22 protein-coding genes and 1 riboswitch are annotated in these 24,746 nt (G+C 46.6%); of the genes, 12 read left to right on the forward strand and 10 right to left on the reverse strand.

The window, feature by feature from the left end; genetic code table 11:
- Window positions 1-3: 3 nt before the first annotated feature.
- The 3 genes from ACLUWI_RS00700 to ACLUWI_RS00710 are packed head-to-tail and all read right to left on the reverse strand — an operon-like array spanning window position 4 to window position 2,949.
- On the reverse strand, window positions 4-1,209 hold the full coding sequence (locus ACLUWI_RS00700) for an ABC transporter permease (protein ID WP_412145734.1): 1,206 nt from the start codon (window positions 1,207-1,209) through the stop codon (window positions 4-6).
- A complete protein-coding gene (locus ACLUWI_RS00705) occupies window positions 1,206-1,892 on the reverse strand; it encodes an ABC transporter ATP-binding protein (RefSeq protein WP_412145777.1) in 687 nt (228 codons plus the stop codon). Before ACLUWI_RS00705 ends, ACLUWI_RS00700 begins: the two co-directional genes overlap by 4 nt.
- Window positions 1,885-2,949 carry an efflux RND transporter periplasmic adaptor subunit gene (locus ACLUWI_RS00710; RefSeq protein WP_412145735.1) on the reverse strand — a complete coding sequence of 355 codons (1,065 nt, stop codon included), beginning with the start codon at window positions 2,947-2,949 and terminating at the stop codon, window positions 1,885-1,887. The genes ACLUWI_RS00705 and ACLUWI_RS00710 overlap by 8 nt, the downstream gene beginning before the upstream one ends.
- Before the next feature lie 199 nt (window positions 2,950-3,148).
- Window positions 3,149-3,241: riboswitch (TPP riboswitch) on the forward strand.
- 106 nt (window positions 3,242-3,347) lie between these two features.
- On the opposite strand from ACLUWI_RS00710, the gene thiW reads away from it, so the two are divergent.
- The 3 genes from thiW to ACLUWI_RS00725 all read left to right on the forward strand — a co-directional run bounded on the left by thiW (window position 3,348) and on the right by ACLUWI_RS00725 (window position 4,803).
- On the forward strand, window positions 3,348-3,845 hold the full coding sequence (gene thiW / locus ACLUWI_RS00715) for an energy coupling factor transporter S component ThiW (RefSeq protein ID WP_169462032.1): 498 nt from the start codon (window positions 3,348-3,350) through the stop codon (window positions 3,843-3,845).
- 94 nt (window positions 3,846-3,939) lie between these two features.
- Entirely contained in the window at window positions 3,940-4,173 is a 234-nt protein-coding gene (locus ACLUWI_RS00720) for a cytochrome b5 domain-containing protein (protein ID WP_347964067.1), read from the forward strand.
- Between the two features lie 126 nt (window positions 4,174-4,299).
- Entirely contained in the window at window positions 4,300-4,803 is a 504-nt protein-coding gene (locus ACLUWI_RS00725; RefSeq protein ID WP_412145736.1) for a prolyl-tRNA synthetase associated domain-containing protein, read from the forward strand.
- Between the two features lie 52 nt (window positions 4,804-4,855).
- Here the strand turns inward: ACLUWI_RS00725 and ACLUWI_RS00730 are convergent, their stop codons facing one another.
- A complete protein-coding gene (locus tag ACLUWI_RS00730; protein WP_272209457.1) occupies window positions 4,856-5,722 on the reverse strand; it encodes a TrmH family RNA methyltransferase in 867 nt (288 codons plus the stop codon).
- Between the two features lie 166 nt (window positions 5,723-5,888).
- Here ACLUWI_RS00730 and ACLUWI_RS00735 point away from each other — a divergent pair, with 166 nt between their 5' ends.
- A complete protein-coding gene (locus ACLUWI_RS00735) occupies window positions 5,889-7,670 on the forward strand; it encodes a hypothetical protein (protein ID WP_412145737.1) in 1,782 nt (593 codons plus the stop codon).
- A 145-nt stretch (window positions 7,671-7,815) separates the two neighbouring features.
- Here ACLUWI_RS00735 and guaA read toward each other — a convergent pair whose 3' ends face one another.
- The gene (gene guaA / locus ACLUWI_RS00740) at window positions 7,816-9,369 is read right to left on the reverse strand and encodes a glutamine-hydrolyzing GMP synthase (protein WP_006500536.1); all 1,554 of its coding nucleotides are present in this window, start codon (window positions 9,367-9,369) and stop codon (window positions 7,816-7,818) included.
- Between the two features lie 379 nt (window positions 9,370-9,748).
- On the opposite strand from guaA, the gene ACLUWI_RS00745 reads away from it, so the two are divergent.
- The 3 genes from ACLUWI_RS00745 to ACLUWI_RS00755 are packed head-to-tail and all read left to right on the forward strand — an operon-like array spanning window position 9,749 to window position 12,353.
- Complete coding sequence (locus tag ACLUWI_RS00745; RefSeq protein WP_412145738.1) at window positions 9,749-10,360, forward strand: GTP pyrophosphokinase family protein; 612 nt, start codon at window positions 9,749-9,751, stop codon at window positions 10,358-10,360.
- Between the two features lie 12 nt (window positions 10,361-10,372).
- Window positions 10,373-11,044 carry a response regulator transcription factor gene (locus tag ACLUWI_RS00750; protein WP_412145739.1) on the forward strand — a complete coding sequence of 224 codons (672 nt, stop codon included), beginning with the start codon at window positions 10,373-10,375 and terminating at the stop codon, window positions 11,042-11,044.
- Between the two features lie 13 nt (window positions 11,045-11,057).
- Window positions 11,058-12,353 carry a sensor histidine kinase gene (locus tag ACLUWI_RS00755; protein WP_412145740.1) on the forward strand — a complete coding sequence of 432 codons (1,296 nt, stop codon included), beginning with the start codon at window positions 11,058-11,060 and terminating at the stop codon, window positions 12,351-12,353.
- Between the two features lie 297 nt (window positions 12,354-12,650).
- On the opposite strand, the gene coaA is transcribed toward ACLUWI_RS00755, so the two are convergent.
- The 3 genes from coaA to helD all read right to left on the reverse strand — a co-directional run bounded on the left by coaA (window position 12,651) and on the right by helD (window position 18,361).
- Window positions 12,651-13,574, reverse strand: coding sequence for a type I pantothenate kinase (gene coaA, locus ACLUWI_RS00760; protein ID WP_412145741.1), 924 nt, complete (start codon window positions 13,572-13,574; stop codon window positions 12,651-12,653).
- Window positions 13,575-13,779: 205 nt separating this feature from the next.
- Entirely contained in the window at window positions 13,780-15,873 is a 2,094-nt protein-coding gene (locus tag ACLUWI_RS00765) for an LTA synthase family protein (RefSeq protein ID WP_412145742.1), read from the reverse strand.
- 184 nt (window positions 15,874-16,057) lie between these two features.
- Window positions 16,058-18,361, reverse strand: coding sequence for an RNA polymerase recycling motor HelD (helD, locus tag ACLUWI_RS00770; protein WP_412145743.1), 2,304 nt, complete (start codon window positions 18,359-18,361; stop codon window positions 16,058-16,060).
- Between the two features lie 178 nt (window positions 18,362-18,539).
- Between helD and ACLUWI_RS00775 the strand changes: the two genes are divergently transcribed.
- The 3 genes from ACLUWI_RS00775 (at window position 18,540) to hflX (ending at window position 21,224) form a co-directional block, all read left to right on the forward strand.
- The gene (locus ACLUWI_RS00775; protein ID WP_412145744.1) at window positions 18,540-19,187 is read left to right on the forward strand and encodes a VTT domain-containing protein; all 648 of its coding nucleotides are present in this window, start codon (window positions 18,540-18,542) and stop codon (window positions 19,185-19,187) included.
- A gap of 78 nt (window positions 19,188-19,265) precedes the next feature.
- Window positions 19,266-19,913, forward strand: a complete 648-nt coding sequence (locus ACLUWI_RS00780; RefSeq protein WP_412145745.1) for a histidine phosphatase family protein — start codon at window positions 19,266-19,268, stop codon at window positions 19,911-19,913.
- A 30-nt stretch (window positions 19,914-19,943) separates the two neighbouring features.
- Window positions 19,944-21,224, forward strand: coding sequence for a GTPase HflX (gene hflX / locus ACLUWI_RS00785; protein WP_412145746.1), 1,281 nt, complete (start codon window positions 19,944-19,946; stop codon window positions 21,222-21,224).
- A gap of 49 nt (window positions 21,225-21,273) precedes the next feature.
- On the opposite strand, the gene ACLUWI_RS00790 is transcribed toward hflX, so the two are convergent.
- Window positions 21,274-21,840: a TetR/AcrR family transcriptional regulator gene (locus tag ACLUWI_RS00790; protein WP_412145747.1), complete on the reverse strand. Its 567-nt coding sequence runs from the start codon at window positions 21,838-21,840 to the stop codon at window positions 21,274-21,276.
- A gap of 215 nt (window positions 21,841-22,055) precedes the next feature.
- Here ACLUWI_RS00790 and ACLUWI_RS00795 point away from each other — a divergent pair, with 215 nt between their 5' ends.
- Entirely contained in the window at window positions 22,056-23,099 is a 1,044-nt protein-coding gene (locus ACLUWI_RS00795; protein WP_412145748.1) for an aldose epimerase family protein, read from the forward strand.
- 75 nt (window positions 23,100-23,174) lie between these two features.
- Window positions 23,175-23,840 carry a type 1 glutamine amidotransferase gene (locus ACLUWI_RS00800; RefSeq protein ID WP_412145749.1) on the forward strand — a complete coding sequence of 222 codons (666 nt, stop codon included), beginning with the start codon at window positions 23,175-23,177 and terminating at the stop codon, window positions 23,838-23,840.
- A 78-nt stretch (window positions 23,841-23,918) separates the two neighbouring features.
- On the opposite strand, the gene ACLUWI_RS00805 is transcribed toward ACLUWI_RS00800, so the two are convergent.
- Entirely contained in the window at window positions 23,919-24,740 is an 822-nt protein-coding gene (locus ACLUWI_RS00805; RefSeq protein ID WP_412145750.1) for a DUF6681 family protein, read from the reverse strand.
- Window positions 24,741-24,746 lie beyond the last annotated feature (6 nt).

A 24,746-nucleotide genomic window follows, 5' to 3' on the forward strand; every position in this document is an offset into this window, starting at 1 on the left:
TGACTAGCGCAGGATCTCAATCAGGTTCTTATTGGCAGCTTGTTTAGCCGGCAAGATCCCAAAGATGATTCCGACTGAAGCTGAGACCCCAAATGCCAGCAGGAACGAATTCAAAGTCACGACGGCATGAATGTGGTAAGGCATGAAATTGCTGATTATGCCCGCCAGCAGCCAGCCAATGACAAAGCCCAGCAAGCCGCCGCCAACCGTTAAGACGATGGCTTCCAACAAGAACTGGGCCATCACGTTTTGCGGCGCGGCCCCAACTGCCAGCCGAATTCCGATTTCTTGCGTTCGTTCAGAAACCGAAATGTACATCATGTTCATGACCCCAATCCCAGCGATAAACAGTGAGATCCCCGCAATCGCACTGATAAAAGCCGTCAAGCCGGTAATCATTTTGTTGACCTTGGTTAGTTCCGCGCCGGCATCGACTGCCATGTAGGTACCGTCATGTGCACTGGTTCCCTTCTTTTCCATGTACTTCTTGATTTTTTTGGTAACCTTGCCGGCATTAGCGCCTTGATAAAAGGTCAGCTTAATGCCATAACCGGTTGTCGCCGTAGTACCGGAATAAAACAGCCTGGTGCCGCCAATGAGATCCGCGCCATATTTATTGTCACCATAAGTATTGGCCTGCGAACGATACACGCCGACTACCCGATAATCGGTATCGCCAATCGAAACTGAGGTGCCGACTGCGTTTTGAACCGTGTGATACTGCTTTTTAGCTAACGACTCTTTCATCAGAATAACTGGTTCTTCAGTCAAAAGCTCATTGGTCGTAAGATTGCGGCCCGCTATAATGGAAATTTTGCTGGTTGGCCGCTTAAACAGCGAAATCGTTACGTTATTGATTCGTCGATTGCCAACCAATGGCGAAACGGAGGCATTATTGGTTTCATGAGAGATTGCAGCTTTTTTCACCTTGGCGCCAAACCGTTCTTGAATCGCGTTTAAGTCAGTTTCATTAAAACCGGTCGCTGCTGATTGCGAATCGTTGGGCGTAAAGTAAAGATAGGTATACTGCTCACCATTTTGGGAAGTATTAAACTCGTCGCTGAGCCTTTTTTTAACCCCATTTCCCAGTGCCAGAATCGTAATTACGGCCGCGATCCCGATCGTAATCCCAATCGTCGTCAGAAAACTGCGCTTGGGATTGGCTTTTAGTGATTGGAGGGCACTACGTAAGAGTTCGGCATTTCTCAATTTGCTCCCACCTTTCGATCGTCGACAATCTGACCATCAATAATCTTGACGACGCGCTCGCACTGCTCGGCAACCCGTGGATCATGCGTCACCATAATGATGGTTGTATGCTGAGTCTGGTTGAGCTGCTTAAACAGATTCATAATTTCCTGACTGGTTTTCGTGTCTAAAGCCCCCGTAGGCTCGTCGGCAATCAAGAAATCAGGATTGGCAATGATGGCTCGTGCGATTGAGACCCGTTGCTGCTGACCGCCCGAAAGCTCAGTGGGCAGCTTGTCGTCATAACCGCCCAGACCAACACGTTCCAAGACCCGCGCCGCCGTCTTTTTAGCCTGCCGCCGACCTACTCCCGCGTACAGCAGCGGCAGGATTACATTTTCGGCAATGCTGATGTCGCGAATCAGCTTAAAGTTTTGAAAGACAAATCCCACATGCCGATTGCGCAGCTTAGCAAAATCTGCCCGCGTATAGTCATGAATCGCCTGTTCATTGTAAAAATAGTTTCCTTCAAAATCATCATCCAAAAAACCGATAATATTAATCAAGGTCGACTTGCCAGACCCTGATTCCCCGATAATGGCTAACAGTTCACCGGCATCAACCTGTAGATTGATATCATGCAGCACGTGAAAACGAGTTGCACCCTGGCCATAGTATTTGTTGACGTGTTCCAGTCTAATCATTGCCATCAGCGTTCACCTTGGTTCCGTTATGCAGCTTGCGATCCGGGTTGGTGATGATCTGCTGACCAGCCTTGACGCCGCTTTTGACTTCAAAGTATTCGTTGACCCGCTTGCCTTCAACGGCAACTGCCTTGGCTTTACCATTTTTAACAATGTAGACTTGGCCGTTTCTAACGCTGGACTTTGGAATCCGCAGCTGATTTTGTGCAACTGAGGCCTTGACCGTCTGCCCATCCATAAAGTCTTTGCTGCTCAAATCGGCATCGACCTCGTAGCTGGCATCATTGCTTTGCGAGTTCGTCGTCGGTACCGTTGCCAGGTAGCTGATCGTCGTGTCGGCCTGCTTGCCGGTTGCCAGTGCCCGCACGTGAATCTCCTGACCGGTTTTAAGCTTGCTGTAGTTATATTCCGATACCTTGGTCTTAAGCTTCAGATCATTAGAATAGATCGTGATTACCGGTGCGTCCTGTTTGGTGTCGTCAACCGTGACCGTGCCATCAAACGGTGCCGTTAAAGTCTGAGTAACCTTTTGGCTCAGCGTATTGACCTTGTTTTGAGCTGCCGTAACATCGCTTTGCGCATCAGCCAGACTGGCTTGCGCCTGGGCAACGCTGCTGGCCGAGCCGGCAGTCGTGCCATCATCGCTTTGCGCCGTTGCATCCTTTTGCGCGGCACTGACATTATTTTGCTGAGCCGTTACGTTGCGTTGCGCCTTAGCCAGTTCCTGTTTGGCATCGGTCAGTTCTTCATTGGCACTTTCACTGTAGGTCGTTACCAAAGGATCACCCTCACTGACTTTTTGACCATTGGCAACCCCGATCGACTGCACCTTGCCTGATGGCAGACTCAAGACCTGCTGCTGTTGAGCTACAACGGTCCCGGTCAGCGTCAAAGGCGTCGTTTTAGCAACCTTGGCAACGACATAGCGTGAAGACTGCGCGGCCTTATGCTGCTTGATCTGATTGATAATCCCCATCCCAATCAGCAAAAGCAAAACGATTGCCGTGCCGATTGTTGTCTTACGGTGATTTTTTACCCAATGTTTTATTTTTTGCATAATCTTCCCCAATTTCTCCGTTTCAAAAATCCCAAATACGACAGATGCTTCAATTGCGATTGTCATCTTAGTTAGTTACTCAAGTAATTAACTAGATAATACCAGATTATTTACAAAAGGCAATCCTTATTTTCAGATAATTTTATTATTCCCCTGTTAAAGCTATTAGATTGGTGCTTTAATGGATATTGAAATAAAACAACTCTGTCTGGGGTGCCATTGATTTGGCTGAGAAATACCCACATAACCTGATCTAGTTAGTACTAGCGGAGGGAGACAGCTTAATTTTGGCATAAGCATAAATACGCGCTTTTGATAATGAATTAGGCACTCTTTCTCGATTCCGGGAAGGAGTTTTTTTATTGGTTGATGATGCTAAAGTTCTTTAGGAGGAATTCATGAAAAAGCGTACTTATAAATTGGTTTTGACGGCTATTTTATCTGCATTGGCCGTTTGTGGCGGCAGCATCTTCTCGTTTCCAATCGGTTTTGCCAAATGTGCACCCACACAAAGTCTGATCAATATCGTATCAGGCGTTGTCTTAGGGCCGGAATGGGCAGTCGTGCAGGCACTATTGACCTCAACCGTTCGTAATCTTTTGGGAACCGGCACCATTTTGGCCTATCCTGGCAGTATCTTTGGCGCCTGGCTCAGTGGTTGGCTGTTCAAGCGCTTTGGCAAAATTTGGCTGGCAGCGATTGGAGAATTGATCGGCACGGGACTGATTGGCGCACTAACCGCCTATCCGATTGCAGCTGCCTTAATGGGTGCCAAGGGATCACTTTTCTTGTTCGTACCTAGCTTTGCGATCAGTGCCATTGTCGGCGGCTTGTTAGCCTGGGTCATCTTAAAAGCCGCCTGGCAACCAATCCGACACTTCGCTAAGATTGAGTAGTTTTTATCAGGCAGTTGGTTGGCTTTTTTAGATTGATTCTTATATAATTCAGTTATCAAGTTACAATCGTTTTCTCGTCAAGGAGGAATCATTAATGGAAAAGACATTTACCTTAGCTGAATTAAAGCAATTCAATGGCCAAAATGGTCAGCCGGCCTATGTTGCCGTTAAGGGCACGGTCTATGACGTAACTGAGGTATCAGCATGGCAAGGCGGCAAGCACCATGGCGTTACAGCAGGCACTGATGCTACCGCGGCCATTGCCCATGCTCCTCATGGCGAAAGCGTCTTGGGCAAGCTGACGGTAGTCGGTAAGCTGGCTGACTAGCTGCCGAGATTCATCGACATCATCTAAACGCAAAAACAGTCATGGCACTTAGCCGTGACTGTTTTTTGATTGAAGCGCTTGCTTGATTCGATTATGATGGTAATAAACATTCAAGAGGTGACACAAATGACTAAGGGTTCTGCAATCGCCTACCAAGAACTGCTTGCCGAGCTGCAAAAATTGGATATCAAATACGAAATGGTGGATCATCCCGCAGCTACGACCACTGAAGAAGCCGACGCCTATATCGCTGATAAAATCGGTGTCTGCACCAAGTCAATGTTTCTAAAGGATAAGCATAAAAACTTCTACCTGGTAATCATGGACGATGCCAAACGTATGGACTTTAAGGAGTTTCAAGAACTGACCGGCGCTAAACGCATCTCAATGGCTCACGACAATGAGATTGAAGAGCAGCTGGGTCTTGAGGCTGGGATCGTCTCGCCATTTGGTATTATGAACAACTCGGCTCACAACATTCAGATCTACTTTGATCAAGATATGCTGGCTGAAAACATTCCATTGACGTTTCATCCCAACATTAACACGCATACTATTTTTCTTTCAGCGGCTGATCTGATGAAGTTTATCAAAGCTCAAGGATTCGACTATCAAATTATTGACCTTTAAGACTCAAAGCGTCTATTCAAAAAATGAATGGACGCTTTTTTATGCCTTCGCGCTATTCAGCAACGCGATTGCCCAGTTCCCAAAATGCTAGGGCCGAGGCTGCCGCGACGTTTAAAGAATCGACTCCTGGGGCCATGGGAATCTTGATCGTAAAATCACTTTGTTCGATCGTTGACTCCTTTAGTCCCGGACCTTCCGAACCCATGATAATCGCCAGACGGTCCGCCGCTGCCAACTTAGGATCATCAATGCTGACGGTATTATGCCGCAATGCCATGGCTGCCGTCTGATATCCGGCCTGATGAAGCAGCTCGATACCGCCATTCTGCCAGGTTTTGGCATCAATATAGGTCCAAGGCACTTGAAAAACGGTGCCCATCGCCACGCGCGAAGAACGACGATAAAAAGGATCTGCCGAGTCGCTGGTCACGATGACGCCATTAATCCCCAAAGCCGCCGCCGACCGGAAAATCGCACCAATGTTAGCTGGGTTGACCACACTCTCAAGGACGGCAATACGGGGATGCTCAGTCGGCATGGTCGCCAAAAAGTCAGCCAGCTCCAAACGCTTAACGCGATGCATCGCCGCCAGCGCCCCACGCAAAAGGTTATAACCCGGCAGCTGGCGAAGCAGTTGGCTATTGGCAACGTAAATTGGCGTTTGACCTAAGCCGCTGGTCTGATTAGCCGCCATTTCACGATCCAGATCTGCTAAGTCGCGATCCAAGGCTTTCTCTTCTACCAATAGCGAGGCCGGTCGATAGCCAGCGCGCATGGCCCGTTCGATTACCTTGGGACTTTCCGCGATAAAAAGGCCAGGGTTGGGCTCCAGGGCATGAAACAGCTGGGCTTCATTCAATCTTACGTATGGGTCCAAATCCGAGCCATTCAGATCATCGAGAAAAATTAAGTTATGCATGTTTTTTACCTGTCCTTAAAAATCTAAAACTATTTTAGCATAACTAACCAATGCCCTTTAGTTAGGCAGTCGTGCTAAAGTTAATCGAAAAGCCCGACAACGTTCGCACTTGTTTCAAAATTTCCAGCTATAATTGCTGATTAAATCAATTGGAACGAGCAACAATATGAAAAACATCTTCAAAAACAATCGCGCGGCCGGCTTGATTATCCTAACGATTGGCCTGTTGCTGACTGGTCAAATGATTACTGGACATGGGATCGTCGGTGCCGACAGCGTTTTTCACTATAACCGTTTTTATGAGACCTACTCACAGCTGAAACATTTAAACTTCAGCTGGTTTCAGTCAATCTATGGCTTTAACCAGAGCGGTCGGATCGTCAATGTCGTTTATGGCCCGCTGTTTGCCTATCTAAACGGTAGCCTGCTGCTGTTGGTACGCAGCTGGTATCAATATCAGATCGTCTCCAGCATCATTATCTACCTAATCGGTGGCTTTGGCATGTACCGGCTGTTAAAACGCCTCCGTATCCGCCCCATCATCGCGGCAATGATGGCCAGCTTCTATCTGACGGTAGGCTGGATGCCGCGCTGGCAGATTGGGAACAATACCACTGCCCTGGGAGCAATGCTGATGCCTTGCCTGCTGGTGATCACGTTTGACATGATCACGGATGCCAACCGTCCCATTCGCTGGAAAAAGCTAGCTCTATTGATGAGTCTGACTATCGAGATCCATTTGCTGAGCGCGCTTTTATTCATGCTGGTGCTGATTCCGGCCTGGCTGTACGCTTTAAAAATCGCCAACGATAAAACGCAAATGCTGCTTGATACCGTTAAGGCGGTCTTGACAGCCATCGTTTTAACGGCCAACACCCTGGTTCCACTGATTTATCTGAGCCTCACCAACCACTTGGCCATGCCTGCTGATTTTGACGTTATAAAGAATACGCTGCGCCTTGACTCATTAAACAACACGCATACTACGATTACCGTCTTTTTACTGGGCATCTTGATTCTGCAGATGATGTTGGCGATCTTGAACTGGCGTCATGACCGTTTGAATCTGATCGTTACACTGCTGGGCGCCATCTTTTTGGGAATGAGCTCGCGATTCTTCTGCTGGTCAATCATCGTCAGCCATTTTCCCATCATCAGCCGCCTGCTGCAGTTTCCCGTTCGCTTGACGATGCTGGCCTATCCGTTGCTCATCGTTGGCTTGGCAAGATCTTTTGAAACGATCAGCAACCTACCAGGTAAAAATCGCTTCTTTAACCAGCGCCGGCTAAGCGTTGGCGTTTTAAGCGTCATCTGGCTGGTCTGCTTGGCTCAGGCTGGACTGTTCATCAATCAGAAAGCACGGATTGGCTTTATGCCACGCGTTTTAAGCAGCAAAACCACATCAATCGGCAAAAACAACAATCAAAATGACCAGCGAAACGTCTTAAAAGCCATGCATGCCAGCGACTACCAAACATTTTTGAAACAGCTGCAAAAACGCGTCCCTGACTACCTGGCCACTACCAAGGCCAATGTCAACGCTATGCAGGTCGCCTACAGCTATGGCGCTTCAGTCGTTGATCAAAAATCAGCGATCAAGATCCAAGCCGTCAGTCATGGCCGCTTAAAGCTGACTTGGCAGGCTGATGGCGGTGAAAAGATTCAACTGCCAATCGTCACTTACCATCAGTCGCGACTGATCGTCAATGGCAAAAATATGACTCATTTTAAGCGTTCCTTGGTTGGCTCGCCGACGATCGCTCAAAAGTCAGGGCATAACACTGCCTATTTAAGCTACGCCGCGCCATTATGGCTCAATGCCTTAATCATTATTTCATTGCTGAGCTGGCCGGCTTGGGCGCTCAGGATGGTTTTTAATCATCGCTATCCCCAAACCAATGATCATTTCGTTTCAAAAGACGAGCTGGCCGTAAGATCTTATCCATAATCTTGGAATTGTTCTGCCCACTGCTGTCTAAAAAGTCAACAGAAAAAGCCCCATGACCACGTTTCAGTGAATCACCGGGCTTTTGTTTTGAGTGAGATTGGTTGGCAGAAATGCCGTTATATCAACTTTTCTCTTTAATCAATCCCTATTCCCATTCAATTGTCGAAGGCGGTTTACTCGTGACATCGTAAAGAATCCGGTTAACGTGATCAACCTCATTTACGATGCGAACCGAAATCTTTTGCAAGACATCCCATGGAATCTTGGCAAAGTCAGCCGTCATTCCATCGATACTGGTTACGGCTCGGATACCAACCGCGTAGTCGTAGGTCCGACCGTCACCCATCACGCCGACGGAACGAATGCCAGGCAGAACCGTAAAGTATTGCCAGATTTCTTCATCCAGACCGGCCTTCTTGATTTCTTCACGCAGAATCGCGTCACTTTCGCGTACGATTTCCAGCTTTTCAGGCGTAATTTCGCCCAATACCCGGATCCCCAGACCAGGACCTGGGAATGGCTGACGCCAAACCAGATCATGAGGAATGCCAAGCTTTTCACCCAGTTCACGAGTCTCATCCTTAAACAGACTGCGCAATGGCTCGATCAGCTTAAAGCCGAGCTTCTTTGGCAGGCCACCGACATTATGGTGTGACTTGATCGTTTGTGCCGTGTCGGTACCGGATTCGATAACGTCAGTGTAGAGCGTACCTTGCGCCAGATATTCAGCATCCTTCATCTTCTTGGCTTCTTCATTGAAGACTTCCACGAATTCCTTGCCAATGATCTTACGCTTTTGCTCTGGATCGGAAACGCCCTTCAGTTTGCCTAAGAAACGATCGGCAGCATCAACCTTGACGATCTTAACGCCCAGGTCGCGGCTCAAGGCATTCATTACCTCATCAGCCTCGTTTTTGCGCAGCAGGCCGTGATCAACAAAGATGCAGGTTAATTGATCGCCAATTGCCTTGTGGATCAAAACAGCCGTTACACTGGAGTCAACCCCACCAGAAAGGCCAAGGATAACCTTTTTGTCGCCGACTTCTTTACGAATGCTTTCAACCTGCATGTCAATAAAGTCGTCCATTGACCAGTTCGCCTTTGCACCACAAACGTCAAAGGCAAATTTCTTCAAGATGTCCAGACCATATTGACTGTTGCGGACCTCAGCGTGGAACTGAATGCCGTAAAGCTTCTTTTCGTCGTTGGCGATGGCTGAGATTGGGCAGTTTTTACTGGTAGCTACGACCTTAAAGCCTTCTGGCGCCTCAACGACGCGATCGCCATGGCTCATCCAGACGTACTGCTTCTTTGGCAGGCCTTTAAACATTACCGCGTCGTCATCGATAACTTCAATATCAGCTCGACCATATTCAGAATCATCGGCTGGTTCAACTTTACCGCCCAGATCGTAAGACATCAGCTGCATGCCGTAGCAGATCCCCAAAATTGGAATGCCCAGCTTGTAGATTTCTGGATCGACCTTAAAGGCGTCCTTTGCATAGACACTGTTGGGACCCCCAGAGAAAATGATGCCTTTGGGATGCATCTCTTTGATTTCTTCAGCGCTCAGCTTGTGGGAGAGCAATTCGGAATAGATGCCAAAATCGCGAATCCGGCGCGTAATCAGCTGGTTGTACTGACTACCGAAGTCGAGCACGAGGATCTTGTCGAATGCATCAAGATTGACGTTAGCCACTTAGTTTCCACTCCTTTTGTAAAAGATCATTGTTATTAAATCTAAAGGCTATTTTACGGGTAAAACCGAACAAGGTCAATCCTCAAGATGATTTTATACCGTATATTGCTTAACATATTTCACTAAACTAGCATTCTCATACCACATTTACGGACAATTCATTCAAAATCAACCGGTTCAGAACAAAGCAACCGCTTAATATCCGAACTGACAATCGCTAACCAAGACTTAGCAGACGCAAACCGACTAAGATCAAGCAGGTTATTTCTTAAGGTTTATTTTAATAATTCTTCAGTTTTATTTCTTAAGTTAAAACCTATTTTGCGTTAACATTAATTATTATCAGCAATCCGTTTTATAGAATTGAGGAATGATGGAAATGGAAATCTACGGTCCGTGCGCCGACAATCTGCCGCTGATTCTAAACGACGTGCTCGAGCGGATCAAACAGTTAAGCAACACCCAGGTTGCCAACGGTCATCCCAAGCTGTATGAGCACTTGATTGGTCGGGTTAAGGCCAACGACAGCATGACTGAAAAATGCCAGCGCAAAGGCTACCCAGTAACGCCCAAGTCAGCCCTGCGCAAATGTCGCGACGCGGTCGGCATTCGCGTAGTCTGCAACTTCATCGACGATGTCTACCGCTGCATCGATCTTTTACGTGATGCTGACTGGTGCACCATCGTCAAGGAAAAAGACTATATTGCCAATGCCAAACCAAACGGCTACCGCAGCTATCATCTGATTTTAGACGTCGTGACACCATATCAGGATATTGATGGACAGACGCCTGGTCATTATTTTGTCGAAATTCAGCTGCGCACGATCGCAATGGATTCCTGGGCCAGTCTGGAACACGAAATGAAATATAAGCATAACATTGACAATCCAGAACGTATCGGCAAAGAACTGCGCCGCTGTGCCGATCAGCTGGCGGCCTGCGATGTCCAGATGCAGACGATCCGTCAACTTATCCACGAAAATGATTAGGGGGATTTTTCTATGAAAATTCTGCTTGCTGAAGATGAAAAACAGCTTTCCCGCGTACTGGTCATGGCAATGAGGAGTGTCGGCTATGACGTCGATCCGGTTTTCACCGGTCAAGAAGCAATTGAGCATGCTCAGGCCAATGCTTATGACGTCATGATTTTTGATATTATGATGCCCGTCAAAACCGGTTTGGAGGCCCTTAAAGAGATCCGTGCAACCGGCGACCGAACCTATGTCATTATGCTGACTGCCATGGCCGAAATCGATGATAAAGTAACCGGTCTTGATGCCGGAGCCGACGACTATTTAACCAAGCCGTTCTCACTTAAGGAACTGCTGGCGCGGCTGCGCTCGCTGGAACGCAGGACTGAAGAATATGACAGCGACGTACTGGCATTTGGCGATCTTAAAGTTGATCAGGCCGAACAGCGCTTAGCAAGTCACAACTCAATGAGTCTTTCAGGCAAGGAAACTCGTCTGCTCAGTTATTTCATCTTGAATGCCGATAAAGAGCTCTCCACGCAACAGCTGCTGAACCAGGCGTGGGATCGTGATGAAAACGCCGATGCCGAAGACGTATGGATCTACATCTCATATCTAAGGCAAAAACTGCAGGCAGTAGGATCAAGCACCACTATTGATGGTCAAAAAGGAGGTCCTTATCAGTTAAGCCAACCAGCTTAAAGGGGGTACGCCAATGATTCAAAGACTCCGCAACAAATTTATTGCTATTTCTACGGCGGCCTTGGTAGTCGTTTTGATTACGATTATTGGCAGCATGGTTTCAGTTTCCAGCATCCATGCCCATCGCGAAACGAATGATATTTTGACCCTGCTTTCTCAGCATAATGGTCAGCTTTCTACCAAAAATGCCAATGCCGCGGCGAAAAAACGGTTGGGCTCGCGGTTCAATCGCGAGGAAATGTTTCAGTACCGCTATTTTAGTGCCAACATCAGCAAAGATGGCAAGAATATTAAGATTGACAATTCTCATATCCTGACGGTCTCGCCAGATGCAATTGCCGATCTGGCGGAAACCGTTCAGCAGCGTGGACGATCGCGCGGCGTAATCCGTTATCAAGGTACCAGCTATGCCTATAAGATGGCCAAAAAGAAAAATGGTCAGATTGGCATCGTCTTTTTGGACCAGTCGATGATTTTCAAAAACACGCATGATCTGATACTTTCAGGCACCATCTTAGGCATCGTAAGTTTAATTTTGTTTGAATTCGTGCTGATCATGTCATCAAAGCGGGCCATCAAGCCGGTCATCGAAGCCGAGCAGCGGCAAAAAGAATTTATCACCAATGCCGGTCATGAATTGAAGACGCCACTTTCAATCATTTCGGCCAATACTGAATTAGAAGAGATGATGAATGGCGAAAGCGAATGGACCCAGAGCAACAAGCAGCAGATTCAGCGGCTCACGCACCTGATCAATTTGATGATCTCATTAGCCAAGCTGGATGAGCGCCCCGAACTGCAGCTGCAGGAAATCGATCCAGCGACTGAAGTACAAAAAGTCATCAACAACTTTAAGGCCGTTATCGCTCAGTCCAATCACCAGCTTAAATATCAGCTGCAGCCTGGTCTTAAAATTAAAGCTGATCCTAATTATTACTATGAGCTGATCAGCATTCTATTGGATAATGCCAATAAATACTGTGATCCCAATGGTACGATCTTCGTTAACGTCAGTGCTGACAAGCATGGCAAAAACGTGCTGCTGAAAGTCGGCAACAGCTATGCCGAGGGTCAAAACGTTGACTACAATAAGTTCTTTGAGCGGTTCTACCGCAATGACACCTCGCATAACAATGAAAAAAAATCTGGTTTTGGAATTGGTCTTTCAATCGCCCAAAACCTGGTCAAAAACTTCAAAGGCAGCCTAAGTGTTGATTGGAAAGACGGCAATATCTATTTTACCGTCAGCTTCAAAAGTCTCAGGCAGTCCACTCGCAGTACGTCAAAACAGCTAAATAAAACACAGTAGATTACTACGACTTTGATAGATAACTAGTCACGGTACCGCGATCAAAACAATAGCGCCCCAACAAGCCTGCTTGCTGGAGCGCTTTTTTAATCGGATCAAAATTGCTTTTTATTGTAAATTCAGCTGGCAATTGTCAAAAATCGGCGCGGCTTACCTTAACCATCTTACTATTGCCAAACTACCAAAGCCATTGCTGTTCCTTGCCATCAAGCTTTGTCAGCCAGTCACAAGCCAACTATCCAATGCTGCTGACAGATTGTCTTCACCGTCTCGCCATTATGGTTTGGATAGCGTTCTTTAGTCCTCACGCAGATAAATCTGATCAATATGATGATTTTCGGCCTTATGCAGAATCACATCAGCCCGATTACGCGTTGGCAAGATGTAATCGCGCAGATTAGGCAGATCAACCGTATCCCACACTTCCCGCGCCATCGCAAAGGCTTGTTGACGATTGCCCTTGGTATAAGGATAGTAGTAGTTGCTTGGATCTTGAAAAGCCGTGTCCAAAAGCATGCCGAACCGTTCTAGGTACCATTGTTCAATCAATTCCGGCTCGGCATCAATATAAATCGCGAAATCAAAAAAGTCGCTGACGTAGATCCGCTGAGTGGTTGGCAGCTGTAAGACGTTAATTCCCTCAACGATTAAGACGTCTGGCTTTTCAATTACCTGGTACTCGTCAGGAATAATATCATAGATACTATGCGAATAGATTGGCGCCTGCACGTAATCCTTACCAGCATTGACGTCATTTAAAAAAGTCAACAGCTTTTCCATATCGTAGCTTTCCGGAAATCCCTTGCGCGCCATGATCCCCCGCTTTTCCAACTCTGAATTGGGGTAGATGAAGCCATCAGTGGTAATCAACTCAACCTGTTTATCTGGCATCAAACGTTTCAGCAAAATCTGCAGCAATCGCGCGGAAGTACTCTTGCCGACTGCCACTGAACCAGCGATTCCAATAATATAAGGTATTCGCCGCATGGGTTTACGCAAAAAGGTCATCTTCTGCAGCTGCATCTGCAAGTAGTTTTGATACTGCAGCTGGATCAGCTTAATTAAAGGCAAGTAGACCTCGCGTACATCTGTCAGCGAAATCTGGTCATTGAGCGACTTAATATCATCAAGGTTTTCCTGGGTTAAGAAAGTTTTGCCATATGGAAAAAAACTATGCCAGGTTTCACGATCAAAACGATCATAATTCAGCCATTCATCCATCTTTTTGAATCCTTTTTTATCAAATTTCCTTTAATTTTATCACAACCGACAATCTTAGGTGAAAACGTTCGCAAATACAAAATTAATCGTAATCTTTTCTCGCGTGCCGTGATGTTGACTAATCTTATAGTACGACATCAATCAGTTGCTGCTAAAAGATTCCTACTCAAAAAGCCCAGCCATTTAAACGACTGAGCTTTTTTGGTTATTTAGTCGGGAACTTCAGCGTAACGCCCTTTAATTCAGGTGCATCGGTCGTGTATTGATCCAGCGTTGATTGGTCATTATTTTGACTCTTCAGGCTGGTTTTGCTCTTCTTTTGCGCCTGTTTAAGCTGTTTCAAGCCATTCTTCAGCGTGTATGAGTAGTTCTTCTTATTGACCGTCTTAAAGCCTTTCAGTTTGTAGAAACGCAGCAGGTCGCCATTGACGACTTTATCCGACAGACCGAGATCCGTCGTGACATACTTTTGAATCTTGGCAAACTCAGCTTTCTGGGCCTTGGTTGGCGACTTGATCTCTTTGCCGCTGCTGGTGTAGTAGTAGTCCCCATTGTACTTAGTGTACTTATTGGTTACCCAGTCGCCATTTCTAAACGGCACGATCTGGTTGCGGTTCTTAGAAAGCAGATCCTGGCCAAACTGAACGTATTTATTGGAACTGATGCCCAAAAGATCCTCGATGGTTGGCAAGACGTCAATCTCGCCACCATAAGTATGGTTGACGCCACCCTTTAAGCCTTCCATGTTGATCATGAACGGTACTTTCTGGAACATTGCCAGGTCATAATTATCAACTGACTTCTTCCCAAGAATCTGAGCAATGGCCGCCTTATGGTTGTTGGAGATACCATAATGGTCACCATATAAAACCAGCATCGTATTCTTGCGCAGACCAGTTGAATCCAGGTAGTTGAGCAGTTCGCCGACCGATTCATCCAGGTAGCGAGCTGTTTGGACATAATGATCAACCGTACTGTCACCGGTATTCCATGACTTGATTGAAGTGTTCTTTTTGTCAATGATGTAAGGATAGTGGTTTGAGACCGTAATCAGCTTAGCATAGAATGGCTGTGGCAGCTGTTCCAGATAGTACGCGGATTCTTTTAAGAACAGCTTGTCTTTGACCCCATAACCCATGTCTTCATCCTTAACCTTTGGCAGATAGTCCTTGCTAAAGAAGTACTGGTAGCCAAAGCTCTTGTAGGCATTGTCACGGTTCCAGAAACTAGGCACGTCACCATGGAATGAAGCCGTACTGTAGCCCAGCTTTTGTTCCAACAGAGCTGGAGCTGACTGGAACGTGTTGGTAGTCCCATCAGTAACCATGGCCGAACCTTCTGGCAGACCATACAACGAGTTTTCCAGCATTAATTCCGCATCGGCCGTCTTCCCTTGACCAACCTGGTTAAAGAAGTTGTCAAACGAAATCGTATCACTGGCATGATAAAGCTTGTTTAAGTTAGGCGTAACCTCTTCGCCTTTCCACTTGTAGTCAATCATAAACTGCTGGAAGCTTTCCAAGTGAATGATAATGATGTTCTTGCCTTTTGCCTGACCATAATATTCAATATTTGGCGAAGCATAGTTTTTCTTTAAGAACTTCAAGACTGGCTTAATGTCGTTGCTGTTGGCCTTCGCCTTAACCGCACTGTTGTGGGTGGTCTTGATACCATCATAGATCGTATAAGCTTGCAGTCCCAAGTATTTGACGATGTAGTTGTTGTCAAAAGTCCGCGTCAAAAGCTGAGGACGATCCTTTTCCGCCATGGCCAGATTAGCACCAAACAGCACGAAGCCAATCATCGTGATCGTCATTGCATAGCGAACCTTAAAGTAGCGCATGTCAATTCGAATAAAATGCGCAGCCAGCAGAACGATCAAGATGATCACATCAGCATAAACCAAAAAGTCGGTTGGCTTGATGATGCCCATAAGACTCTTGCCCAGGTTGTTTGATGCCGCTCCAGAACCTTTGATGATGTTAAAGGTAATAAAATCGGAAAATTCTCGGTAATAGAGAATATTGGCAAACAGCCAGGTCGAAAGCAGAAAATTAATCAGGATCATCAGCCAGTATGAAAGCCGACCGCGGAAATAAAGCGCGATGCCTAAAAAGACCAGAGCCCCAGGCAAGGTGTTAAACGCCAGCAAAAACTGCTGCATACCGTCGGAAATCCCCAAGTTGAACTTGGTTTTATAAGCCCAGTAACTCTTAATCGCAAACAAGAGCACCGTGAGAAGAAAGAAGCCCAGCTTGGCGTTCAAGCCACGTCTTACCTTCTGCAACGCTGTTTTCATAATCTTTCCTCCATCAAAAAATATCAACATTAGGTATCATACAATAAAAGATCCCTAGTCGTTACGATTATTCAACGTTTTTTAACAAATGTTTGTAATTTTTTTGCGACATGGCTTAATCTACAGTCATCAACTCGGCTTACTGGCGCTTCAAGCACGTGTAGCATCATCAATTTTGAAGATTTTATGACAAATGGTCAATCAGCCCATATTCGCGGCTCGGCACAGCTTCAAATAACTGACTGGCTCGGCCAACGCTGACGATTGTCAAAGCATGCATCGCGCGCGAACAGATCGTGTAGAGCAACTGACGCTCACCGTCGCCATGATACTTCTGGTCGTTGGCATCCCAGACGATCACTGCGTCAAACTCAAGCCCTTTTGCCAGATATGAAGGTACGACCAACACGCCATCAACCAATCGCTGATTTTCGGTACGAATCAAGGTTGCCTTGATGCCTTGCTTAATCAACAGCTGATGAATCTGCTCACTGTCAGCCAAGGTCTTGCCGATAATGGCAACCGCGTCATGTTGTTTTTGATAGTCGCTTAGTACTGCTGTGACCTGAGAAACGGCACTGTTTAGATCTTTCAGCTGGAAGATTGTCGGCCGTTCTCCCTGGCGTTCAAAGGCCTCGATTTTTTCGCCATCTTTGAGAAGATGCTTGGTAAAGTCGGTAATCTGCTTGGTCGAGCGATATGACTTGGTTAATTGAACTACCTTTGTCTTTTCTGGATCAAACATCGTGCCCAGCTGCCGCAGCAATTGCCGACTGTTGGCGCCCGTAAAAATTGCCTGGTTAAGGTCTCCTAGCAGCGTAAAGCGGGCATTGGGGAAGCTGAACTTGAGATAAGCCAGCTGGAAAGCGTCATAGTCTTGAACCTCATCGACAAAGACATAACGAATATCACGTTCACCGCGCTTGCCCGTTAGCAGATCATACAGGTAAAGATAGATTGAGATCCCAGCAGCACTGATTTGTCGCTGTTTTAGATTCTGTGTGGTCTTTTCGATAAATGCCGCCCACTGCTGCTCGGTCAAATCAAACTTCTGCAGATCAACCATCTTTGGCAGGGCCTTTAAAAACAGCAGATACTGGGCATTGATATTGATCCACATGTTATGGCGAATTGCCCGGTGAATCGGTGCAAACTCCTTTAAAACAATCTGCTTAGCGTAGAAGTTGTATTCCTGCTTGTCTGATTCAAACTCGCGCGGCCGATTATTCATCATTGCGTCCATCTGCTCTTTGCTAAGGCTTTGAACAGCTGCTTCTGCCCATTTTGAGCGCATGGCCCCACCAACTCGGCTTTTCAGCTGATGATCCAGCGCATCTTTGGTCGCATCCAGACGATTGCCCAGGTTATAGTTGCGATTGAATGAATAATAGATTGTCTTGATTTGTTCCTTGGTAAAAAACGGCTTGCCATGAAACATCAGATTCCGAAAGCGCAGTCCCCGCTGACCAAGCGCCTTGGCATAGGCCCCAACTGCTTTAAAGCTGCTTAGGCTCGTCAATAGGCGATTGATGTTTTGATCAACGGCCGCCTGACTGCTTTCAAAACGCTGCTGCAGCGTCTGAACGTGCAGTCTTGGCACCCGCCGATTAACGTATTGGAAGTAGGTCATTTGAACCATATTGTGCTCGCCCAGTTCCGGCAGTACTTGGTCAATATAGTCGTTGAACAGTTGGTTGGGACTGAACAAAACCACCTGACTGGCCGTCAGATTACCGCGATAGCGATACAGCAGCCACGCCACGCGCTGCAGTACGGCGGCTGTTTTACCTGAACCCGCGGCCCCTTGAACAAACAGCAACTCATCTTTAGCATCCCGAATGATTTCGTTTTGCTTTTTTTGAATCGTCGTTACGATGCTCTTCATTTTGGTGCTGGAATGGGTTCCTAAAGCACTCAGCAACATCTGATCAGTAACTGCCTCATCCGTGTCATAAAGCGTGACGATCGTGCCATCCTCAATCTGGAACTGGCGCTTGAGTCTGACATCGACTTCCTGCTTGCCAACGGGGGTTTCATAAGTGACCGGTCCCAGCTTGCCATCGTAGTAGATTGAGGAAATCGGCGCCCGCCAATCATATACCAGAAAGTGGTCCGGACGATCAGAGAACGAGGCCAGACCAATATAAATAGTTTCAGGTTTTTGCGCGCCTTTTTCCAAAAAATCAATGCGGGCAAAGTAAGGTTTGGCTTCCAAGCGTTTCAGCGTACTCAAACGATCGGCGGCATGCTGCCAGCTGTTTTCTCGTTCATCAAGCATCTGCTGCTGGGCGCGAACCGACATGGCCGTATCCATCATTCCCGAATAAGTCGTGGTATTCATGTGGATATCATTGAACTGCTTGCTCAGGCCCTTCACATCCCGTTTGGCGTTTTCAATCGTGCCGCTGGCTTTTTCCTCAGCCTTGCGAACTTCTTTAACGACATGCTCCAAATGATGCTGTTCGTATTGTTGGATTGATTCTGTCAAACTTGAACATCCTTCCTGTCTTGAAAATCTAATCTTAGAATTATAACATTTTTTGCACCATGATTCCGTTATTAAGGCTCGCCAGCATAAGGTTTGCTTAACTTAAAGCCACTGGTCTGGTCTAAGGAAGCAGAAAATACTAAAATGATCTCAAAAAGCTGATTTGAAGGTGGAAGCAATGACGCAGCTCTTATATGCTTTGACGCATATTCCTCAAGTTGTCCTCCCTTTATTCAATTCGCTGGGCAGCTGGACCTATGTCATATTATTTGGCCTGATTTTTATGGAGACTGGGTTGGTCGTTTTTCCTTGGCTGCCAGGACAGTCGCTGATTTTTGTCACGGCTTCATTTGCTGCTTTGCACGGTGCCGAGGTCAAAATGAGCATTTTAGTACCCGGCTTTTTCATTGCGGCCGTACTGGGCGACACGCTTAACTATCTGATCGGTACTCGTTTGATCAAATGGCCATGGTTAAAGCGGCGGTTGGCTGGTCCCACTATGGAAAAGGCCCAGCTCTTTTTTAGCAAGTACGGTTTGCGTGCAATCATCTTTGGGCGTTTCGTCCCATTAATCCGCACCTTTGTCCCATTGATTTCCGGAATTGCTAAATACCGTTTCGATCGGTTTATGCTAGGAAACGTTTTGGGGGTAGCCATCTGGGTCGTCTCGGGCGCGCTAGCCGGTTATTATCTTGGCAGCATTCCATTCGTGCAGGCCCATTTTTCAACACTGCTGCTGGGGCTGGTCATCTGCGGATCTTTACCCGCCATCTTTTTCAATCTCATCAAGCGGATCCGTCGGCATATTATTGAACGCAACCTCTAACGCAATTTCGTACAATTTACCATGGAATAATGGTAAACTGAATACTAAACAACGTACAGAATAATGGAGGTTTTTCCCTTGGCAGTAAATGTTTATTTCGTTCGGCACGGTCAGACCTACTTGAACCTGTTCCACAAATATCAAGGCTGGTCGGACGCACCACTGACCCAAAAAGGTATTGAGGACGGCAAGCGTGTGGGCAAGGCCTTAGCCAAGATTGACTTTGACTATCTTTTCTGCAGCGATATGCGGCGGACGGTTAAAACCGCGGAACTGCTGGCGGCCAGTCACCCTACCAAGATCGTTCATCCAGAACCAGATTCATCCTTCCGCGAAGTTTTTTTCGGCTTTTTCGAAGGCGAGGATACGGCTACGGCTTCCATGAACATTGGGCTTTGCCGTTCCTATGACGAGCTGGTCAGCAAGTATTCCGTTGAAAAGGCGCGTGATATCACCAAAGCAGCTGACCCATTCCATCTGGCCGAAAATGATGCTGAATTCTGGCAGCGCATGGACAAGGGCTTAGACCGGCTGCGCAACCTTCCTGATGGCAGCACTGCAGTCGTTGTTTCCCATGGTGCTGCCATCCGTTCAATCGTCAGCCGCTATGCTAAAGACAAGAGCCTCGCCAACGATGCCCCTGTAAACGGCAGCATCACCAAACTTTCCTTGACCCCAGATCAAACCGAGATCGTCTTTTACAACCAACTAAGCTTGCCTGAATAAAACCTTGCTAAAAGGGGGAACTTTCTGTTAATGGACACTAATATACAAAGTGCTGAACCAGTAATTATCATTGGCCTTAACACGGACCAGGAAGACTATGAATATTCCATGGAAGAATTGGCAGCCCTGGCCGAAGCCAACCAAATGGAAGTCATTGATCGTTTGGACCAAGCCTTGGATCGGCCTAATCCAGCAACCTACTTTGGTTCTGGCAAGGTCGAAGAATTACGTCATCTGGCCGAGGCTGAAGAAGTTGCCACGGTGATTGCCAACGATGAACTGACGCCAAGTCAACTGCAGAACCTGGCTGATCAAACCGGTGTGCGTATTTTGGATCGCACTGCCTTAATTTTGGAAATCTTTGCCAAGCGCGCGCAAAGCCGTGAAGCCAAGATCCAAGTCGAGATTGCCCAGCTTCAGTACCAATTGCCGCGGCTGCAGACGGCTGCCAACCAGCGACTTGACCAGCAGACTGGTGGCGGATCCGGTTTTACCAACCGTGGTGCCGGTGAAACCAAGCTGGAAATGAATCGGCGGACTATTAACCATAAAATCAGTCATTTGCGGGCTGAACTCAAAGAAATCGCCAAATCTGAGGACGTCAAACGGGCTAAGCGGGAAAAAAGCGATACGCCAACGGCTGCCTTGGTCGGCTATACCAATGCCGGCAAATCGACTATTATGAATCAGCTGGTCAGTCGTTTCGGTGTTTCTGAAGAAAAGCAGGTTTTTGAAAAGAACATGCTTTTTGCCACTCTGGATACCAGCGTACGTCAATTAACGCTGCCGGATCAAAAACGCTTTTTGCTCAGTGATACGGTTGGTTTTGTCAGCAAACTGCCTACCCATCTGATCGAAGCCTTTAAATCAACCTTGGCAGAAGCTGCCAGTGCTGATCTTTTAATTCAGGTAATTGATTATTCCGACCCTAATTATGAGGCCATGATGCGCACGACCGAAAAGACGCTCAAACAGATTGGTATTGAAAACATCCCAATGCTGTATGTCTTTAATAAAGCTGATCAGACCGAGTTTGAATATCCAGTCATGGAAGGCGACAACCGGATTATTATCTCAGCCAAGGATGATGAATCCATTCAGCTCTTGGTCCAGGCCTTGCGTCGTCATCTTTTCAAAGACTACGTGCAGACTGAGCTGCTGATTCCATTTGCCGATGGACGAGCGGTTTCCTACATCAATGAAAACTGCAACATTTTAGAGACTGAATATCTTAACAATGGCACACGACTCAAAGTTGAGATGTCACCGCAGGATTTTGCCCGTTTCGAACGCTACGTTATTAAAAATTAAAAAAATCTGACATCGACTGTATCGATGTCAGATTTTTTGATTGAAGCGTTTAGTTTAAACCATCGCGTTCCAATTGATTCGAAAGATTGTGCATTGACTGCTTAACAAAATCAATAACGTCTTGCTGCGGAACCTCATAGTTATTTTGCCGCCACCAATAAAAGGCCCCCAGAATCGAACCACTTAAAATATAGGCCAGCATTTCTGGGTTCTTTGAGTTTCTCAAAGCCGTAACGATCGTGTCTTGATTTTCAGCAACGTGACGCTGCTGCAGCAGAATCTCGCTGACAATCTTCATAATCTCGCCATACAAAGAGCTTTGCGAGCTGCTGTCAGCCAGATTGCGGAAGAGTTCCCGATTGTCGCTGACATAATTGATCAAGATCTCAATGAATTCATCCTCGTTGCGATCCGACTGCTCAATCAAAATATTCAAACGCGTACTGATTGTCTGTTCCAGCAGATCATATTTATCATGAAAATAACGATAAAAGCTGCTGCGGTGCAACAATGCCTCATTACAGATTTGATCGATTGTTAAATGTCCAAACTGATGGGTCTTTAACAAGTTTTCCAGAGCGTTTTGGAAATCTCGAACTGTTCGATTCATTTTCATTAAAATCGGCCTTTCTATTTTAAGATTATACTTAGATTATAAAACGTTTCTTTATGATACAAAATATCTTTCTTAGTATTATAGTCTTTTTAAAAGACAGATCAATTAATATGTTTGCTTAGTTTGTCTTATTTTTGGTATTTTTAATCACAAACTAGCGGAATATGGTACAATCTTTTTATGAAAACGTTTGCTTTTAAGAGGTGGATTTAATTATGGAAATTAAAGAAAGCAATTTTGGCACTTTTGAAGGACAAGAAGTCAAAAAATACACGCTGGTCAATGATCAAGACATGCAGGTCAGTGTTTTAAACTATGCCGGTCTGCTACAGGAAATCTCTGTCCCAGGCAAGGATGGCAAGCGCGTTAATCTGGTTCTGAGCGCAGCCGACATTGAGCACTTTACCGACAATGGTATGTGCAACAACCGCGTGATTGGCCGAGTTGCCGGACGTCTGGCCAAGGGCAATTTTACGATCGATGGTCAGGAATATCACGTTGATACCAATGAAAACGACAATACGCTTCATGGTGGTCCTAACGGTTTGGGAAACCAGTTCTTTGAAGCCAAAACCGTTACGACGCCAAATACCGTTAAAGTCGTCTTAACCAAGACCATGACGCCTGAAATCGACTCTTTCCCAGGTAATGAGAAGTTTACGGTTACCTATTCACTGAGCAATGACAACCGCGTCGTCATCGATCTGGACGGCGAAACGGATGCCAACACGCTATTCAATCCAACCGTTCACACCTACTTCAACCTTGGCGATTCTGACGTGGCAACCATTGAAGATCAAGTATTACAAGTTAACTCCAAGTTCCACTTAGACGTTGACGATGAAAAAATCCCAACTGGCAAAAAGCTCGTAAATGCCGGCACGCCATTTGATTTCCAGACTCCTCGCCGTTTGGGCGACGCGCTTAACGAAATGAAGAGTACTAAGGAAGGCGGCTTTGATGACATCTGGCAGGTTGAACCAAGCACAACTGTCAACCACGAACCAGTTGCCACACTGTCTGACCCTGCCAGCGGCCGCAAGATGAAGCTGTACTCCGATCGCAACGGTCTGGTGATGTACACAGCCAATGGAATGGACAAGTCGCTCCAATTCAACCGCCCAAGTGCCTCATGGTGTGCGCTGGCAATGGAAGCTCAAACGCTTTCTGACACGCCTCACCATCCCGAATTTGGCGACATTACCCTGCGTCCTGGCAAGCCAGCTCATCACCGCATCGTTTACGCAATCGAATTTTAGTTAAAAACCGACAGCCAGCAAGACAGACTGTCGGTTTTGCTATAGAATAGGGTCTAGATAAGGAGTGATCGATTAATGAGAATCAATATCTTGCAGCACACCCCCAACGAAGGCCCCGGCGTGATCAGTGAATGGGCGCACCAGCGCGGCCACGAGATCTACGTTTATCATCCGGCCCAGTTCAACAAGCTGCCCACGGCTGATGAAACCGATATGCTGGTCATCTTAGGCGGGCCCATGAGTCCTAATGATAATCTGCCTTGGATTATAAAGGAGCGGCAATTGATCAAAGAACTGTTAGCCCAAGACAAGCCAATGTTTGGGGCCTGCTTTGGCGGACAGCAGCTGGCCATGACTTTGGGCGCCACGGTGAAGGATTCACCCGTAAAAGAAGTCGGTTGGGCGCCAGTATATAAAAAAAGCGACGTAATTCCTGACCTGCCTGAAACCTTAACTGTTCTGCATTGGCATCAGCAGATGTTTACTATTCCCAAAGGCGGTCAGCTACTCTTTTCTTCAGATGGCTTACGTGAGCAGGGCTTTGTCTATGGCCATCGTGTCGTTGGTCTGCAGTTTCACTTTGAGCCGCTAGCCGATAACGTACGCGAGATCGTGGTCAATGACGGCGACTACGCGGCAGGTTCGATTCTAAATCAGACACCAGCTGAGATCATGGCTCATCCGGTGCCTAAAGAAAATGCCGCGACCATGTTTAAGATCTTGGACTGGATCAACGAATAGCCCACTGCCTACCTTATCAAAATCATCAATGCATCAAAAAAGCTGTTGGTTAGCATGACTAATCAACAGTTTTTGATTTTAGCGTTTTTCTCGATCGCGATAGGCAACGTTGGCAACCAAGCCATACTGACCATCCATTAAGATCGTTGAGCCATTGCGCCCGGCAATCTTATGCGGTCCTCCCGTCACAAACAGGTTGGCTAAATAGAGCTCGTATTGCTCGTGGGCAGTGTGAATATCCGTCAAACCAACTTTGGCAATATGACCAACTGCCAGCTTTTCCATTTGGTTCAAGCCCATGTAAATCTCAATTCGCCGCAGATGCTTATCATGGTAGAGTTCAAAATAAGGCGGCGTCTGTTGCGAGTCAAGCGCATAGACCGGTTCGCCCGCTGCAGTTTCAGCTACGATCTGACTGTCGCTTAAGCCATCATAATCCGCGGTAAAAAATCCGTCATCCAGCAGTTCTTGCACGACACGCTGCAAATTGCGCTGCTCATGATCATCAACCTCTACCTGGGCTGGAATAATATCTTGATTGGTGAAGTAGCCATTTGGCGCATTGTTGATGGCGTGAGCATTACGCTTTGGCTTGGCATCGTCAGCAGTGGGAACGACCCCGGTAATCTTTGAAAGCCAAGGCGACAAAAAGTCAAACCTTGAGTTGCGGTCCAAGTAGTAGTAAACCGCGTTGATGTACAGACAATAGGTAATCACAATCACGGCCAGGCAGTATAGCAGGCCCCGCACCCATGCATGGTTGATCAACAGGCGCGTGGTAACGTAGATTAGGTACAGATCACCCAAAAAGGCAATGATAATGTAGATTCGATTCTTCAGCTTGGCATTGATATTAAAATATCCCAGCCAATGGTTGATCATGTCTAAAAAACTAAGCACTGTCGC

The sequence above is a fragment of the Limosilactobacillus mucosae genome (assembly GCF_046939755.1).
GTDB classification, from domain to species: domain Bacteria; phylum Bacillota; class Bacilli; order Lactobacillales; family Lactobacillaceae; genus Limosilactobacillus; species Limosilactobacillus mucosae_A.

What these genes read in the sequence shown, in the direction of transcription:
- hflX (WP_412145746.1), top strand. Translation starts at nt 19,944, where the DNA reads ATGGACACTAATATACAAAGTGCTGAACCAGTAATTATCATTGGCCTT.
- ACLUWI_RS00710 (WP_412145735.1), bottom strand. Translation starts at nt 2,949, where the DNA reads ATGCAAAAAATAAAACATTGGGTAAAAAATCACCGTAAGACAACAATC.
- ACLUWI_RS00745 (WP_412145738.1), top strand. Translation starts at nt 9,749, where the DNA reads ATGGAAATCTACGGTCCGTGCGCCGACAATCTGCCGCTGATTCTAAAC.
- ACLUWI_RS00800 (WP_412145749.1), top strand. Translation starts at nt 23,175, where the DNA reads ATGAGAATCAATATCTTGCAGCACACCCCCAACGAAGGCCCCGGCGTG.
- ACLUWI_RS00730 (WP_272209457.1), bottom strand. Translation starts at nt 5,722, where the DNA reads ATGCATAACTTAATTTTTCTCGATGATCTGAATGGCTCGGATTTGGAC.
- ACLUWI_RS00735 (WP_412145737.1), top strand. Translation starts at nt 5,889, where the DNA reads ATGAAAAACATCTTCAAAAACAATCGCGCGGCCGGCTTGATTATCCTA.
- ACLUWI_RS00750 (WP_412145739.1), top strand. Translation starts at nt 10,373, where the DNA reads ATGAAAATTCTGCTTGCTGAAGATGAAAAACAGCTTTCCCGCGTACTG.
- ACLUWI_RS00765 (WP_412145742.1), bottom strand. Translation starts at nt 15,873, where the DNA reads ATGAAAACAGCGTTGCAGAAGGTAAGACGTGGCTTGAACGCCAAGCTG.
- ACLUWI_RS00720 (WP_347964067.1), top strand. Translation starts at nt 3,940, where the DNA reads ATGGAAAAGACATTTACCTTAGCTGAATTAAAGCAATTCAATGGCCAA.
- ACLUWI_RS00795 (WP_412145748.1), top strand. Translation starts at nt 22,056, where the DNA reads ATGGAAATTAAAGAAAGCAATTTTGGCACTTTTGAAGGACAAGAAGTC.
- ACLUWI_RS00790 (WP_412145747.1), bottom strand. Translation starts at nt 21,840, where the DNA reads ATGAAAATGAATCGAACAGTTCGAGATTTCCAAAACGCTCTGGAAAAC.
- ACLUWI_RS00775 (WP_412145744.1), top strand. Translation starts at nt 18,540, where the DNA reads ATGACGCAGCTCTTATATGCTTTGACGCATATTCCTCAAGTTGTCCTC.
- thiW (WP_169462032.1), top strand. Translation starts at nt 3,348, where the DNA reads ATGAAAAAGCGTACTTATAAATTGGTTTTGACGGCTATTTTATCTGCA.
- ACLUWI_RS00755 (WP_412145740.1), top strand. Translation starts at nt 11,058, where the DNA reads ATGATTCAAAGACTCCGCAACAAATTTATTGCTATTTCTACGGCGGCC.
- ACLUWI_RS00725 (WP_412145736.1), top strand. Translation starts at nt 4,300, where the DNA reads ATGACTAAGGGTTCTGCAATCGCCTACCAAGAACTGCTTGCCGAGCTG.
- coaA (WP_412145741.1), bottom strand. Translation starts at nt 13,574, where the DNA reads ATGGATGAATGGCTGAATTATGATCGTTTTGATCGTGAAACCTGGCAT.
- ACLUWI_RS00705 (WP_412145777.1), bottom strand. Translation starts at nt 1,892, where the DNA reads ATGATTAGACTGGAACACGTCAACAAATACTATGGCCAGGGTGCAACT.